Below are 12,496 nucleotides of genomic sequence, written 5' to 3' on the forward strand. Positions count from 1 at the left end.
TACCAGGATTTTTACTCAAAATCCGGGTCAGCAGGTAAATTCCCATTATGAACTAATGACTCCCTGTAACGCAGATACGCGTCCCGAACAAACAGATATTGATCTATTGAAATATCGTCGAGAATTTCCGATGTCGTTAACTGGTCACTTCTGGCATTGGTAATTTGTAATGCAGTCAAAGAGTAATAAAGTGAATTGTCAGATACAAGTGCTTGCGGCGTAACAACAAAATTACTCACAAGCGTCGTGGTATCCCTTAAAGAAGATGGCCCGAAGATCGGCCAAACGATGTATGCGCCAGAGCCCATTCCCCAATATCCAAGCGCTTGCCCTATATCCTCGTTGTGCTTTTCAAATCCAAGCGGGGTCGCCACATCAAAAAGCCCGAGTACTCCAATCGTACTATTGGTCGCGAAACGCATTAAATCAGACGCGCCATCGATTTGCCGACCTTGTAGAAAAGAACTGATAGCGGACAACAAGTCACGCGGATTCGCGTAAAAATTACGGACACTTTGCCTTACCGAACCTGGTACAACTTTCTGATAACCTTTGGCAACCGGCTTTAATACTACGTCATCCAATTTTTGATTAAATGCGAAGGTCTTTCGATTCACTTGTTCCAATGGATCAGGATTACCTGCTGTTGCACATCCCGATAACGCTGCCAGCGTCATCAAATGCATCATATTTGCTACTCTCATCTGTGCTACTCCTCGTTGAAGCTTAAATGCTTCTAGTGCACCCTATTCCTAGACCTTTACAAGCCTGACAAGTTGCTAAATAAAAAAATATCGCGTGGCTATCCGCAAATCAATCTGGCAAAAGGCTGGTGTGGAGACCAGGTTACTTCAAATCGGCACCACGCCGAACCTGACAACAATCGTCCTGAGTGTAAACCCGGGGCATGACAAGATTATTTATGTAGATACTTTATCCTGTTGATTTTATAAATGAATCTGAGACTTAATTAAGCAATCCTGCCCGTTGGCGGGTAATTTCCTGAGTGGCACTCCAGTCGAGGTTTTGCATGCCTTGCGAGATAGCGATATCCATTTTTTCTGCAATGATGGTGGCAATATCAATATCACAATCCACAGCAGCGGCAGCTCTCAGCATCAGCCCCAAGTCCTTCCTTCCTGCTGTCATCGTGAATCCTGTGGTGCTATCGGTCTCCCTTTTAAAAAGTCGTTCGACATACACTTTCAAGCCAGGCAAAGGCAAACTTTTATCTAAAAAGAAGGCCAGGTTCTGCCTAGGCACACCTAGCTTCTCCCCCAGAGTGAAACATTCGCCCATGACTTCAATCAGGCTTGCGACAAAAAAATTGATACACAGCTTTTGACTGTTCGCTACCCCTGCATCCCTCACCGACAAAGGCATCACCTGTTCAGCAAATGCGTGGCAGATTGGCGATACCACCTTGATAGCACTAGTATCACCTGCCAGAAACTGCACTAACTTTCCTGCGGCGGATGCATCTGGTCTGCCTATAACAGGTCCTGATACATAGCGGCTACCGTTTGCAGCATGCAAGTCCTGCAAGCGATTGGCGCAATCAGGTGAAATGGTTGTGACGCACAAGTGGATTGCTGTTGGTGGCAATGCTTTCAACACTTCACTTCCCTCATGAAAAAGTGCCTCAACGGATTGATCATCTAGTAGGCTGGTGATCACCACCTCAGCATCCCGCACCGCTTCAATGGGATCTTTCGCTATGCTTGCCCCCAATTCTGTAAATCGTTGCGCCTTATCGGCGGTACGATTCCACACCGTGAGGGTGTGGTCACCTGATTGCGCTAAACGGGTTGCCATGCCCGAACCCATGCGGCCTAAACCTAAAAATGCGATTCTCATCAAAAGCTCCTTTGTTTGTATTTAATCTGGCGTATGAAATAAACCATTGCTGTGCCTGCGTTAAATACATAATATGAGCATTACTCATATTTTTCTACTCGCTTTCCAACACTCGCAAGGAGTTAGTTAACAATCATGGAAGCCATTGATCCATATAGAAAAAAACCGAAACAAACTCGGTCTGGGGAGACAATAGAAGTTGTTTTCGAGGCGACTGCTCGGATTTTGCAAACACAAAGTTTCAGCGAATTTAATACCAACGCTGTTGCAAAGCTGGCCGGGATCAGCATAGGCACGCTTTATCAGTACTTCCCGAATAAAAATGCCATTCTGGTGGCGATGGCGAGGCGGGAGCTGGATAAGGTTAGTCAGAAAATCATACATAGCATTACCGCTGAATACACAGCGGATCCATCAATGCTTGCGCAAGTCGTAGTAAGAGCGCTACTGAAAGCATTTGGCGGGAGACAACTTGCCAGAAAAGTACTCATTGAGGCTTTAATCGCTAATGGGCTGTCTGACGAGCTGTCAAAACCCATTGAACGTGTGGTTCAGGTCATCGTCGATCAACAGTCACAACCTGGGCGAGAACAATCAATCAATCTCTCACCCATTAGTCTGTATGTCATGAGCCGTGCGTTGATCGGCGTTATCCGCTCCGCAGTCATGGAACAGTCAAGCTATTTAGGGACCGAAGGACTTGAAGAGGAGCTCGTCAGATTATTTTTATATTGCATGAACCATGTGAAGTCACCTGACATCAACGGATAAATGTCGCGTTCAAATATCTGATTAATGCTAAATGAAGGACGGTATATGTCGTTTGATGTCACTCAGAAAGCAACGGCATCAACCACCGCTCAATCACCACCACAATATAAGCCTGTTCATCCAGATTCAGCGCCCTCCCCGCCGGGATTCTGTGCCACTTTGCCAGACACCCCCTACAGCAAGTCGCCGTTGCATGCTGCGCCACAAACACCGGATGCCCGCGCATCGGCGTTTGCTGACCCTCATTGGGAATGACTGCCGGCGCCAGTCGGTCCGCAATAAACGCCTCCGCGTGATCCAGCACCACGGCTAACCCTTTTTGCCGCAGGTATTGTGTATCCCGGGCATTCAGGTGAAAACTGGTGCGGAATGTTGACCGTTGTAGCGCGAGGAACAACTGATCGAGATCACGCATGGTTTATCCGGGGTTAATGCAGTTCCGACACATGCAGATCACGCAATTTTGGCGCTTTGACAGCGGTGACGCCAACCACCGCTATCGTCATCAGGCCGCCAAACACCACCGAGGGCACCAAGCCCATCAACCTGGCAGTGAGGCCGGATTCAAATGCGCCCAGCTCATTCGATGAACCTATGAAAATGCCGTTGATGGCAGACACCCGCCCGCGCATGCCATCAGGCGTTGCCAGTTGCAGGATTGTTTGCCGCAAAATCACCGAGACAGCATCCATCATGCCGGATATTGCCAATATGACAGCAGCCAGCCAGTAAGTAGTGGTTAAGCCAAAGGCAATCATGCAAAGGCCAAACCCTGCTACTGCCAGCAATAGCCAGCGCCCGCTATGCTGATGAATCGGGTTTTTCGCCAGCCACAAGCCGGTAATGATCGCGCCTACTGCCGGTGCAGCGCGTAACACACCCAGCCCTTCAGGACCCATCTGGTAAACGTCATGCACAAACGCAGGCAACATCGCCACTGCGCCGCCAAACAGCACGGCAAACATATCCAGCAATTGCGCTGCCAGCACCACCTGCGTACGCCGGACAAACTGCAATCCCTCCGCGATACTGGCAAACACTTTCATGGGCGCATGGCTGCGATGCTCTTTAACATGCAAGGTCATCGCAGAAATGGCAGCACCCAATGCGAGTAAGGCCGATATTTCATAAGCGACATATTTATTGGCAAAACCAACTAGCAATCCGCCAATCGCCGGACCAGCAATCAGGCCAATCTGGAACATGGAATTGCCGATACCAGATGCCTTGGCTATGGATGCGCGTGGAATAATCAGCGCAAACAGGGTGTTGTAACTGGGGGAAATCAGCGCCCGCGCGAAGCCGGTCAGCGCCACCGTGCCGTAAATCCACATCACGGTATGCGCTGGCTGATGCAGCATGATCAGCACCAGCATCACAGCATTCACGGAAAGAAACAGTGCGGCGACTGTGGCAAAGCCTTTGCGTGAGAAATAATGATCTACCGCATGGCCGAGAAACAGGGCGCTGCTCATATAAGGGATGACTTCTGCCAGCCCGATCAGGCCAAGCGACCAGGGGTCGTGCGTGAGTTCGTAAATATGCCAGCCGATGGCCACCATCATCATCTGGTAAGACAATACCATCTGGATACGAAAGGCGAGTAACTTGGGGAAAGCGTAACCCTGATGGGCTAGAATCTGGCGTACGGACAAGGACATACCGCCATTATACGCTATCAATATCCGCCCCCAGCCGATAACACCGGCACTACAGAAGTCGCATTGATTGCCCTACAATAGCGTGGCGGGTGCAGTGAATCAGGCAGTACGCGAATGAAAATTCGCTGATGAGCCGTCGTGGCCTCGTGCGACTCTGCCGATATAGATGGGGCGCACCCGCCTTTCTTGCAGACCTGATATTCAAGCGTTGCAGAGCTGAACGATGCCAAGACCATGTCACTTGCGGCCTATGACTCCACTAGCCATGTTGATAAGACTGAGTGTGCTAATAAAACTTTACGCCTGTATTAGGCTATTTCTGACGAAACACAATCACCCCGATTAGTCCCAAACCTAGCAACATCAAGCTGATGCTCTCAGGCTCTGGCACAGGGGAATTGGTTGGTGCAGCTGCGTTGGCCGCAATTGAAGCAATCAGGCCCGCGAGTAAAATCATTTTTTGAAACATATTATTATTCTCTTGTTTTTGTTAGAGGTAACGCCAGGGATATTCTATGAGGGGCGCAAAGCGACAACAATGACCCGCTTTGGCTAAGACTTAAGGACTAGACGTGTTGTTATTATTGGTTAATTTATAGTAATATAATGTTAACACATTCACTGGCAACTCTGGGGATGATTTATGGAAGAATCCATTTATTTCAGCTATCAAGGCATCAGCGTCAGTAAAACTCGATTTATTGTGAACGGCCAGCCTATTGCCATACAGAACGTAAAAACAGTAGAGTCTAAAACACTCAACCCGAAGTTAATTTTTGCGCGGGTGTGCCTGTTTGGTGGTCTGGCACTGCTATTTGGTCATGGCAATCTGCCTTATATTGGCATTTTTTCTATGTTTTACGGCGCCATGCTGTGGCTGCTGGCAACACCCAGATACGCAGTGGTTATCCATACAGTCGCAGGAGACATCCAGGCCTTCATCGGCGAGAATACCTTAGACGTGGAGAGTGTACTGACAGCGTTTAATGTTGCTATTGCCCTGAGGGGTTCACCAGCACAAGACTAAGAACTCCTTTAAAAAAGTTTCCTCCCTCCTCTTGCCTAGTCGAGAGGTTTTTTTTGCCTGAGTGTGAATGATGCTGCCGACATCATTAGGATTTTCAACATCAGCTTCCGCTTGGTTATTGATAGAGAAAATAAATCTACCAGACCAATTCGAATGGATGCTAGGTATGTGATTGCTTCGCGGAATTGGACTGACTTTGATTCAAACCCGCTTTAGGATTTGGGCCATACTCATTATCATGAGGCTGGCTGTCGAAACAAAGAAATACGTAATTAACTACTGGCAAAAGTAACCAATAACCACTGCGCCCAGTATCGTGCATTCTTCGAATGGCTACACCTATACTTGGAAGTAAAATTGCGATCATGTAGACATTAGTGACCAGGCTAAGAGATTCTTCACTGGCACCCATAATCGCAAAAATTATTCCAAGTGCAATTCCAATAAGAAAGTTGATCAATAAAAATATCCAATATTCTTTTCTCCTGGCCCGCCCCTTGAATACTGCGTAATTCTTTAAGACTTTAAAATACCAGTGCATATACATCCCCTTAATAATTATAATTAATTAGTCATTCTTTTTTAGTTTTGCCAATGAGTGCAGATTGCGAGTGTACCTTAATCTATTTTATCAAGTGAATATGCGGTACAACACTAGCCCCAAAATGTACAACCTGCCAGCCATACTTAACTAGCTAGTGACTGCAAGCAATGCTATTTAAACGGAAAATTAAGGATGCAAAAATACATAATTAACATAGTCTTCTTTGCTTTTGTTGCAATTGCAATTTATGCAATAAGAATCGGCTAAATAGAGCAGTTTACAAACAGGCAACTCAACCGGGTTTAGCAAAGATAACAAGAGCAGCGAGCGTTTATAGAGCAGAGAAAGAGCCGCGCTAGAGCAAAAGCGACTGGATGAAACTGTTATAGTATTAGTCAGAGGTAAGCACGCAAGAATCTCGTAAGTAAAAGTCGGGAATAAATCCTATTGGCACACCAACAGATTCACTTCATTCTGACCAAGGGCTTATTTGCCAACTAGGACAGATTACGGCGAGGCAACTTGTTTTAATTTGGGCGAATCAGCCCCACCCTGATGCTTTAAACTGTATGGGTATCTCCGAGTTAAAAAAGGCACACTTTAAAGGTGTGCCTTTTTATTTTTCCAGCTTTAGCGCGACTAAACCGATTTGATTACGGCGCAGCCTCCACAACTGTAGCCTATGCCTGAGCATGATTATCCACCAGGCACAAAAGGCATAGCCGATTTGTGTACGATGATTCTCAACTTGCCGTCATCTCCCTTTTTAAATACCCAGGTTTTATCGACCATGACTTCATTGCCGTCTTTGTCAGTCACCCAGACATTACCCATAGTGATGGCGATTGAGCCATAAATCTGGATGCCTTCATTTTGTTCCCCTGCATTGTGGTACCTGGCTTTTACCCAGGGCTTCAGTGCAAACCCCTTGTCATTCGGGTAGTCCGGGTCTCCTGCTACAAAATATGACAATGCGCCTTTTTTATCATTGCGGAATGTTTGGTGACCATAAGCCAGGGTAGGTTTAAAGAACACTTTGCCATGGTCATAGTTATAAGCTTCAGAAAGCACCTGTTCGGCATATGCTTTATAATCCCCGCCACTTACCTTGAGCTGACCGATTTTGACTAATGCATCGCACCACGCCTGCTGTGCCGCATTCACTTCATCATAGGTGATGATCTCCTGCGCGCCTTTTTCAACATACTCGAGGCCGAGGTCTTTGGTGACCTGTTGAACTTTCTCGTTTGCCTGGCTGGTATCGTTTGCAGTTTTTTGGTCGTGGTCACAAGACGCTAGTAAAATGCAAGATACGAACGCTGTTAAAAACATCAGTTTGGTTCTCATATCTTTTCTCCTTTGGGCAAGTCACGCATAAACGGGAATGATTAAAGAATACCTGATTTAAGTCTCAACGATTGCACTTACATCCTAGTCAAAACGCTTTATAAACGCGGCCTCACAGCCGATTCCCTAAAAACACAAAAGCATTTACATCAAAGCTTTAAGCCATGCGCACATATTTATTTGTCATCTCATCACTGCTATTTTTGGTGTCATCTTCAATCAATGCTGGCGACGCTATCAGAGCAAACCAGGCGATTGATAACCCTGTGATTATCCCGGGGGCTGTGATTAATTATTTGACCAAAGAAATTGATACTGCTTATGCAGAGTGCGAACAAGAAGGGTTAATTGTCAGCAAAGCGTTTGAAGCCAGACCTGTGGAATTGAACTCATCGGTAAAAGCTTTAGTCGTAAAACCACGCTCACGATGTTTTTGCAGCAATGACGAGTGCCCGATGTGGGTGTTTGACGCTACGGCGCAAAAAGTGAAAGTCATTTTTGAATCGTCGATGGCCGGCCTTTTAACGTTCTCGGATAAAAAAACCAAAGGGTTTCCGGATATCAAAGTATCCGGCGGGTTACCAAGCCATGGTTATGAAGTGCGGTATGTGTGGGATGGTGCCGAGTACCAGGAGATTTACAACCAGGTCTGGATCTGGAATCCGGACAAGAAATGTAATGAGGCTGAAATAGAGGAACTGAAAAACGGCAAATGGGTTAAGACGTCAAACGTATGTCTTAAAATTTAATTAATAATTAATTCGTGCGGTGGTTAGAAATGGCATGAAGAATCTTAAAAGGCATCACAATCATGTTTGGAACCATGAAATCACCAGCATCAATCGCAACACTATTTTTTCTATTGTTCAATGCCGTCATTGCGCAGGCAGATGACTCATTCAGCACCAAAGAACAGTTCAAGAATCCGGCTAAAATTCCTGTTTCCATCATTACTCAACTTACCAAAGAAGTCGGCAAGAGCGCGCTTGCCCGCTGTTCGGAACATAAGCCTGCTGAGTTGTTTGAAGCAGAGTTATTGACTCTGAACAAAACCGCAAAGGCTTATCTGGTGAAGCCTGCACGCACCTGTTTGTGCAGTGAATCTTCATGCCCGGTGTGGTTGTATCAGATGAAAGGCAGTACAGCAAAACTGATCTGGAATATGCCAGCCACCAGCAAGGTTGAACTGCTGGACAAGAAATTAAACGGCTACAGGAAAATCAATGAAGCTTCCAGTGAGGCGACGCATGGCAGCGAATCTACATGGTCATGGGATAGAAATAGTTACACGGAAATCTATAAGAATGAATGGCATATGGATGCCGACAAGAAATGTCGTTTAGGGGAAGAAACCATACAACTGGTGGATGGCAAAATGGTCAATCACACGATAAAATGTACTCAGGATTAGCCTGCCAAGCTGAACTTCTTGGCGGCATGAGACCATGATGACGCTTTAGCGGATATCTGCCGCGGGATGGGAGGCAAACATGTTGAGAGTGATCGCAGCATTTCTGATCGCACCTGCACTGGCGATCACTTTCATGTGTGTTCTGTTTGGCGTGTCTGCACCTGCGGACACGCTGGTGGTCAGCCTGATGATTGCTTATCTCACCTATCCTTTCGTGATGGTCATAGGCCTGCCTTTATTCTGGCTACTTTATACAAAACAATGGCTGGGATTAAAAACCAGTATGCTGGCGGCAGGGGTGTGTGCCGCCATCGCATTCGCATTTATGCTTAGCCCGCTGGATAACCAGGAAAGACTGCGGCAGATATACGGCCATGGCCTGTTTATCTTTGCGTCAGCGATGGTGGGCGGATGCTTGTTCTGGCTGATAGGTGTAAGGAACAATCCGGCGCTGAAAAATCCTGGGCAGAACGGATATGCTGCGTAACCTTGGTGGCATATGGCTGATTTCGCTGGTATTGATACTGCCTTTGCCAGGCAAGGCAACAGACAGCATTCAGTTATGGGTCACGGTAGACTGGGAAGGATTATCGCTGGAAGAAGATAATCTCCAGAGCATGCGCGCCTTCCGCGAAAAATTTCCATATATTCCCTTGTTACACCTGATCAATCCTGCCTACTTCATACAGCCAGGCGTCAACCGCGCTCAGACAGGCAGCCATATCCGCAGTACTTTTTTACCACATGACACCGTTGGTTTACATGTGCATGCCATGCGCCCGCTGGTCGAATATTGCGGCATTGCGTTTCAGGCATCGCCATCGATTGCAGATGCGCAAGAGGATTGCGCACATACCAGCTGTGGTTACTCGGTCAGCCTGGAATATGCTTACAATCAACAGGACTTAACCAAACTGGTGGCGTGCAGTAGCGAGTTAATGGTCACTAACGGCTTTCAGCGGCCACGTCATTTTCGTGCCGGTGCCTGGCAGTTCGGCCCCAAGTTGCAGGCAGCGCTGGAGGCGAACCGTTTTACCTGGGATAGCTCGAACATTGATGCAAACTTGCTCACCACGCGCTGGCACCAGGATAGCAGCATGATCCGCCTGCTGAAAAAACTGCACCCGCACACTACGCCGCTTGCGCAACCATTTGCGCTGGGTATGAATCTGATGGAATATCCGGACAATGCTGCGCTGGCTGACTACACCAACACCAAGGAGCTGGTACGGCTATTCGAGCAGCTGATCAATGCCCATCAACCGGTGATGGTGCTTGGCTTTCATCAGGAAACAGCTGCGGATTATCTGATCCGGCTTGAGCGCGCTATTCCGCATATGGAAAAACTTGCGCGGGAAAAGAATGTCCGTATTGAATGGATGCACTAACAAAGCAATCCAGCCAAAAAACAGGCTAGTGCCTGACATCAATGAGATTTTTATGGATTTATTTTCCGCACAACACCCCGATTTTGTATCGCTTGCCGAAGGTGCCTGCTGGTTACCGGGTTTTGCCTTGCCGGTCATGGATACGTTGTGGTCAGGCTTGCAGCAGCATTTATCAGCGTATCCTCCGCAACAGATGATGACGCCTATGGGTTTGATGTCAGTGAGAACCAGCAGTATGGGCTCCTGGGGCTGGGTCGGCAATTCACGAGGTTATGCCTACAGTGCAACGCAGCCAGGTAAGCATTTACCCTGGCCTGCGATCCAGCCAGTGATATTAAAACTGGCAGAAGAAGCAGCGCGTAGAGCAGGCTATCCTGATTTTGTGCCGGACAGCTGCCTGATCAATGTGTATGCACCCGGCAGCAAAATGGGCCTGCATCAGGATAAAGACGAAATGGATTTTACGCAGCCGATTGTATCGTTGTCATTGGGTATCCCCGCCACCTTTTTATTTGGCGGCGCTAAGCGTACGGATAAGCCAGTCAAAATACCCCTGCAACATGGCGATGTGGTGGTATGGGGTGGCGCCAGCCGACGTTTCTACCATGGCGTATTACAGGTAAAAACCAATATCCACCCTCTGGTTGGCGCACAGCGGATAAACCTGACTTTGAGAAAAGCACGCTAGCTGGTTGACCTCGCCGGGCTGTTGCTGACCGTAAGCGCATTAATTTTTATTTAGCCTATCGCCGATTGCAGATCAAAGAATTCCAGCAGTTTCAGGCCTGAATTTGCAGTTCGCCTGCCATATGACCAAGGTGCTTAAGCTCCTGTATTTTAGGAGAATAATCAAAAAATTGACGCCAAAGCAGGCGTATGGAAACGATGTAAATCCTGTCTATCATAGGCTTTTAAGCACCAGCATAATGCCTGATCAGCATCTATATTCCTACGCTTTTCCGGGTTGCATCTGTTGTTCAAAAGAGTAAACTAAAGTTGCCCTTTCCATCCAATTGATAAGGCGATTGGCGCTGGTAAGGCATTTTCAATAAAAGGAGTTTGTCATGAATTTACAACTTACTGGACATCATTTAGAAATCACTCCGGCATTGCGTGAATACGTACTATCCAAGTTTTCACGCATCAGCAATCACTTCGACCATGTGATTGATGTCAAAGTCACCATGTCTGTTGAAAAAATCGCCCAAAAGGTTGAAGCTACGCTACATGTTCCAGGCAATGACCTGCATGCTGCCTGCACCGATGAAAACATGTATAGCGCCATAGACATGCTTACTGACAAACTTGACCGTCAGGTATTGAAACATAAGGAAAAACAGGGTGACCACCATAAGTCCGGTGGTGCCGTGAAGCATCAGCTAGACGCTTAATCCTTGTTTCAATTTCTCTACCCGTCGGGGTAGAGAATTCAAATCACCCTCCGGCTTCATTACTTTTACCTCGTTTCACTCCCCCAGCCAGCGCTTTCAGTTGTAAAATAAGAATCGACTCTTTGTTGCAACTGGTTCAGGACCATTCATGGCACAAATTTCAGTGGCCGACTTGTACAAGCAAATTCGCGGAAAACTCAAATTGAAATGGGTGGCGGGCGAATCCGGCGGCAAAAAAATCCTTAATTCCGGCACTGTCACCAAGCCTTCACTGGCGCTGGTTGGCCATTTAAACTTTGTCCATCCTAACCGCGTACAGGTGCTTGGCTGTGCGGAAATGGATTATCTTGGCGGCCTGAGTATCCTTGCATTGCAACAGGCAGTGACTAACTTATTCTCTACCGACCTGGCGATGGTAGTGGTCGCCAATGGCGAACAGGTACCGCCGACCATGCTGGAAGCCGCGCAGCAAAACCAGGTACCCTTATTCACAACGCCCATGATCAGCCCGCAGTTGATGGAGCTGCTCAGCCATTACCTGGCGGTGGCCACCGCCGAAACCACCAGCCTGCATGGTGTGTTCATGGAGGTGCAAGGCTTTGGTGTGCTGATCACCGGCAGTGCCGCCATTGGTAAAAGCGAGCTGGCGCTGGAACTGATTTCGCGCGGCCATCGCCTGGTGGCAGACGATATTGTGGATTTTTACCGTATCTCTCCCGAACGTGTGGAGGGCCGTTGCCCTGAGCTATTGCAGGACTTCCTGGAAGTACGCGGTTTGGGCATCTTGAATATACGCGCACTCTATGGTGATAATGCAGTCAAACCAACCAAGCCGCTGGATATGATGATACAGCTGGAACTGGCCGACGAAATGAACCCGCTGGAGCTGGACCGCTTAAGTGCCAACCGCCAGACCGAGCGCCTGCTGGATGTTGAAATCAGCAAAGTGATCATCCCCATCGCTGCCGGGCGCAACATCGCGGTACTTGTAGAAGCCGCCGTGCGTAACCATATGTTGTTATTGCGAGGCGTCAATGCGACCAAGCAGCTGACGCAGCGGCAAAAGCAAATCATGCTGAGAGAGAGCAAATTACGATGA

At 47.7% G+C, this 12,496-nt stretch carries 16 protein-coding genes; 9 read left to right on the forward strand and 7 right to left on the reverse strand.

The features are described from left to right. Positions 1 to 11: 11 nt before the first annotated feature. Together ACFQ2T_RS08345 and ACFQ2T_RS08350 are read right to left on the reverse strand one after the other, a co-directional pair. On the reverse strand, positions 12 to 704 hold the full coding sequence (locus ACFQ2T_RS08345) for an MlaA family lipoprotein (RefSeq protein WP_379033012.1): 693 nt from the start codon (positions 702 to 704) through the stop codon (positions 12 to 14). Positions 705 to 966: 262 nt separating this feature from the next. Then, positions 967 to 1,857, reverse strand: a complete 891-nt coding sequence (locus ACFQ2T_RS08350; protein WP_379033015.1) for an NAD(P)-dependent oxidoreductase — start codon at positions 1,855 to 1,857, stop codon at positions 967 to 969. A 135-nt stretch (positions 1,858 to 1,992) separates the two neighbouring features. Here ACFQ2T_RS08350 and ACFQ2T_RS08355 point away from each other — a divergent pair, with 135 nt between their 5' ends. Next, the gene (locus ACFQ2T_RS08355; RefSeq protein WP_379033017.1) at positions 1,993 to 2,628 is read left to right on the forward strand and encodes a TetR/AcrR family transcriptional regulator; all 636 of its coding nucleotides are present in this window, start codon (positions 1,993 to 1,995) and stop codon (positions 2,626 to 2,628) included. A 58-nt stretch (positions 2,629 to 2,686) separates the two neighbouring features. Here ACFQ2T_RS08355 and ACFQ2T_RS08360 read toward each other — a convergent pair whose 3' ends face one another. From ACFQ2T_RS08360 to ACFQ2T_RS08370, 3 genes are all read right to left on the reverse strand, one after another. Then, positions 2,687 to 3,043: a DUF4186 domain-containing protein gene (locus ACFQ2T_RS08360; protein ID WP_379033019.1), complete on the reverse strand. Its 357-nt coding sequence runs from the start codon at positions 3,041 to 3,043 to the stop codon at positions 2,687 to 2,689. A 13-nt stretch (positions 3,044 to 3,056) separates the two neighbouring features. Further along, entirely contained in the window at positions 3,057 to 4,289 is a 1,233-nt protein-coding gene (locus ACFQ2T_RS08365) for an MFS transporter (protein ID WP_379033938.1), read from the reverse strand. Between the two features lie 313 nt (positions 4,290 to 4,602). Further along, positions 4,603 to 4,758 carry a PEP-CTERM sorting domain-containing protein gene (locus tag ACFQ2T_RS08370; protein WP_379033022.1) on the reverse strand — a complete coding sequence of 52 codons (156 nt, stop codon included), beginning with the start codon at positions 4,756 to 4,758 and terminating at the stop codon, positions 4,603 to 4,605. Between the two features lie 174 nt (positions 4,759 to 4,932). Between ACFQ2T_RS08370 and ACFQ2T_RS08375 the strand changes: the two genes are divergently transcribed. Further along, entirely contained in the window at positions 4,933 to 5,316 is a 384-nt protein-coding gene (locus tag ACFQ2T_RS08375) for a DUF6232 family protein (protein WP_379033025.1), read from the forward strand. Between the two features lie 160 nt (positions 5,317 to 5,476). On the opposite strand, the gene ACFQ2T_RS08380 is transcribed toward ACFQ2T_RS08375, so the two are convergent. Both ACFQ2T_RS08380 and ACFQ2T_RS08385 read right to left on the reverse strand, forming a co-directional pair. Continuing rightward, positions 5,477 to 5,857 carry a DUF805 domain-containing protein gene (locus ACFQ2T_RS08380; RefSeq protein ID WP_379033028.1) on the reverse strand — a complete coding sequence of 127 codons (381 nt, stop codon included), beginning with the start codon at positions 5,855 to 5,857 and terminating at the stop codon, positions 5,477 to 5,479. Positions 5,858 to 6,556: 699 nt separating this feature from the next. After that, positions 6,557 to 7,207: a hypothetical protein gene (locus ACFQ2T_RS08385; protein WP_379033031.1), complete on the reverse strand. Its 651-nt coding sequence runs from the start codon at positions 7,205 to 7,207 to the stop codon at positions 6,557 to 6,559. Between the two features lie 164 nt (positions 7,208 to 7,371). Between ACFQ2T_RS08385 and ACFQ2T_RS08390 the strand changes: the two genes are divergently transcribed. The 7 genes from ACFQ2T_RS08390 to hprK all read left to right on the forward strand — a co-directional run bounded on the left by ACFQ2T_RS08390 (position 7,372) and on the right by hprK (position 12,496). Beyond that, positions 7,372 to 7,956, forward strand: coding sequence for a hypothetical protein (locus tag ACFQ2T_RS08390; RefSeq protein WP_379033034.1), 585 nt, complete (start codon positions 7,372 to 7,374; stop codon positions 7,954 to 7,956). 62 nt (positions 7,957 to 8,018) lie between these two features. Continuing rightward, the gene (locus tag ACFQ2T_RS08395) at positions 8,019 to 8,618 is read left to right on the forward strand and encodes a hypothetical protein (protein WP_379033037.1); all 600 of its coding nucleotides are present in this window, start codon (positions 8,019 to 8,021) and stop codon (positions 8,616 to 8,618) included. Positions 8,619 to 8,697: 79 nt separating this feature from the next. Further along, positions 8,698 to 9,105 (forward strand): hypothetical protein, encoded by a 408-nt coding sequence (locus tag ACFQ2T_RS08400; RefSeq protein WP_379033040.1) that lies wholly within the window; start codon positions 8,698 to 8,700, stop codon positions 9,103 to 9,105. Further along, positions 9,095 to 10,006 carry a hypothetical protein gene (locus ACFQ2T_RS08405; protein ID WP_379033043.1) on the forward strand — a complete coding sequence of 304 codons (912 nt, stop codon included), beginning with the start codon at positions 9,095 to 9,097 and terminating at the stop codon, positions 10,004 to 10,006. Before ACFQ2T_RS08400 ends, ACFQ2T_RS08405 begins: the two co-directional genes overlap by 11 nt. Positions 10,007 to 10,058: 52 nt before the next feature. Next, positions 10,059 to 10,694 carry a DNA oxidative demethylase AlkB gene (alkB, locus tag ACFQ2T_RS08410; RefSeq protein WP_379033046.1) on the forward strand — a complete coding sequence of 212 codons (636 nt, stop codon included), beginning with the start codon at positions 10,059 to 10,061 and terminating at the stop codon, positions 10,692 to 10,694. A gap of 376 nt (positions 10,695 to 11,070) precedes the next feature. Continuing rightward, a complete protein-coding gene (gene hpf, locus ACFQ2T_RS08415; protein ID WP_379033049.1) occupies positions 11,071 to 11,397 on the forward strand; it encodes a ribosome hibernation-promoting factor, HPF/YfiA family in 327 nt (108 codons plus the stop codon). A 148-nt stretch (positions 11,398 to 11,545) separates the two neighbouring features. After that, a complete protein-coding gene (gene hprK, locus ACFQ2T_RS08420; RefSeq protein WP_379033052.1) occupies positions 11,546 to 12,496 on the forward strand; it encodes an HPr(Ser) kinase/phosphatase in 951 nt (316 codons plus the stop codon).

It is taken from the genome of Methylophilus flavus, from assembly GCF_042678905.1.
Lineage (GTDB): Bacteria > Pseudomonadota > Gammaproteobacteria > Burkholderiales > Methylophilaceae > Methylophilus > Methylophilus flavus.

What these genes read in the sequence shown, in the direction of transcription:
- ACFQ2T_RS08360 (WP_379033019.1), bottom strand. Translation starts at nt 3,043, where the DNA reads ATGCGTGATCTCGATCAGTTGTTCCTCGCGCTACAACGGTCAACATTC.
- ACFQ2T_RS08355 (WP_379033017.1), top strand. Translation starts at nt 1,993, where the DNA reads ATGGAAGCCATTGATCCATATAGAAAAAAACCGAAACAAACTCGGTCT.
- ACFQ2T_RS08350 (WP_379033015.1), bottom strand. Translation starts at nt 1,857, where the DNA reads ATGAGAATCGCATTTTTAGGTTTAGGCCGCATGGGTTCGGGCATGGCA.
- ACFQ2T_RS08365 (WP_379033938.1), bottom strand. Translation starts at nt 4,289, where the DNA reads ATGTCCTTGTCCGTACGCCAGATTCTAGCCCATCAGGGTTACGCTTTC.
- ACFQ2T_RS08385 (WP_379033031.1), bottom strand. Translation starts at nt 7,207, where the DNA reads ATGAGAACCAAACTGATGTTTTTAACAGCGTTCGTATCTTGCATTTTA.
- ACFQ2T_RS08380 (WP_379033028.1), bottom strand. Translation starts at nt 5,857, where the DNA reads ATGCACTGGTATTTTAAAGTCTTAAAGAATTACGCAGTATTCAAGGGG.
- hprK (WP_379033052.1), top strand. Translation starts at nt 11,546, where the DNA reads ATGGCACAAATTTCAGTGGCCGACTTGTACAAGCAAATTCGCGGAAAA.
- ACFQ2T_RS08405 (WP_379033043.1), top strand. Translation starts at nt 9,095, where the DNA reads ATGCTGCGTAACCTTGGTGGCATATGGCTGATTTCGCTGGTATTGATA.
- alkB (WP_379033046.1), top strand. Translation starts at nt 10,059, where the DNA reads ATGGATTTATTTTCCGCACAACACCCCGATTTTGTATCGCTTGCCGAA.
- ACFQ2T_RS08395 (WP_379033037.1), top strand. Translation starts at nt 8,019, where the DNA reads ATGTTTGGAACCATGAAATCACCAGCATCAATCGCAACACTATTTTTT.
- hpf (WP_379033049.1), top strand. Translation starts at nt 11,071, where the DNA reads ATGAATTTACAACTTACTGGACATCATTTAGAAATCACTCCGGCATTG.
- ACFQ2T_RS08345 (WP_379033012.1), bottom strand. Translation starts at nt 704, where the DNA reads ATGAGAGTAGCAAATATGATGCATTTGATGACGCTGGCAGCGTTATCG.
- ACFQ2T_RS08370 (WP_379033022.1), bottom strand. Translation starts at nt 4,758, where the DNA reads ATGTTTCAAAAAATGATTTTACTCGCGGGCCTGATTGCTTCAATTGCG.
- ACFQ2T_RS08375 (WP_379033025.1), top strand. Translation starts at nt 4,933, where the DNA reads ATGGAAGAATCCATTTATTTCAGCTATCAAGGCATCAGCGTCAGTAAA.
- ACFQ2T_RS08400 (WP_379033040.1), top strand. Translation starts at nt 8,698, where the DNA reads ATGTTGAGAGTGATCGCAGCATTTCTGATCGCACCTGCACTGGCGATC.
- ACFQ2T_RS08390 (WP_379033034.1), top strand. Translation starts at nt 7,372, where the DNA reads ATGCGCACATATTTATTTGTCATCTCATCACTGCTATTTTTGGTGTCA.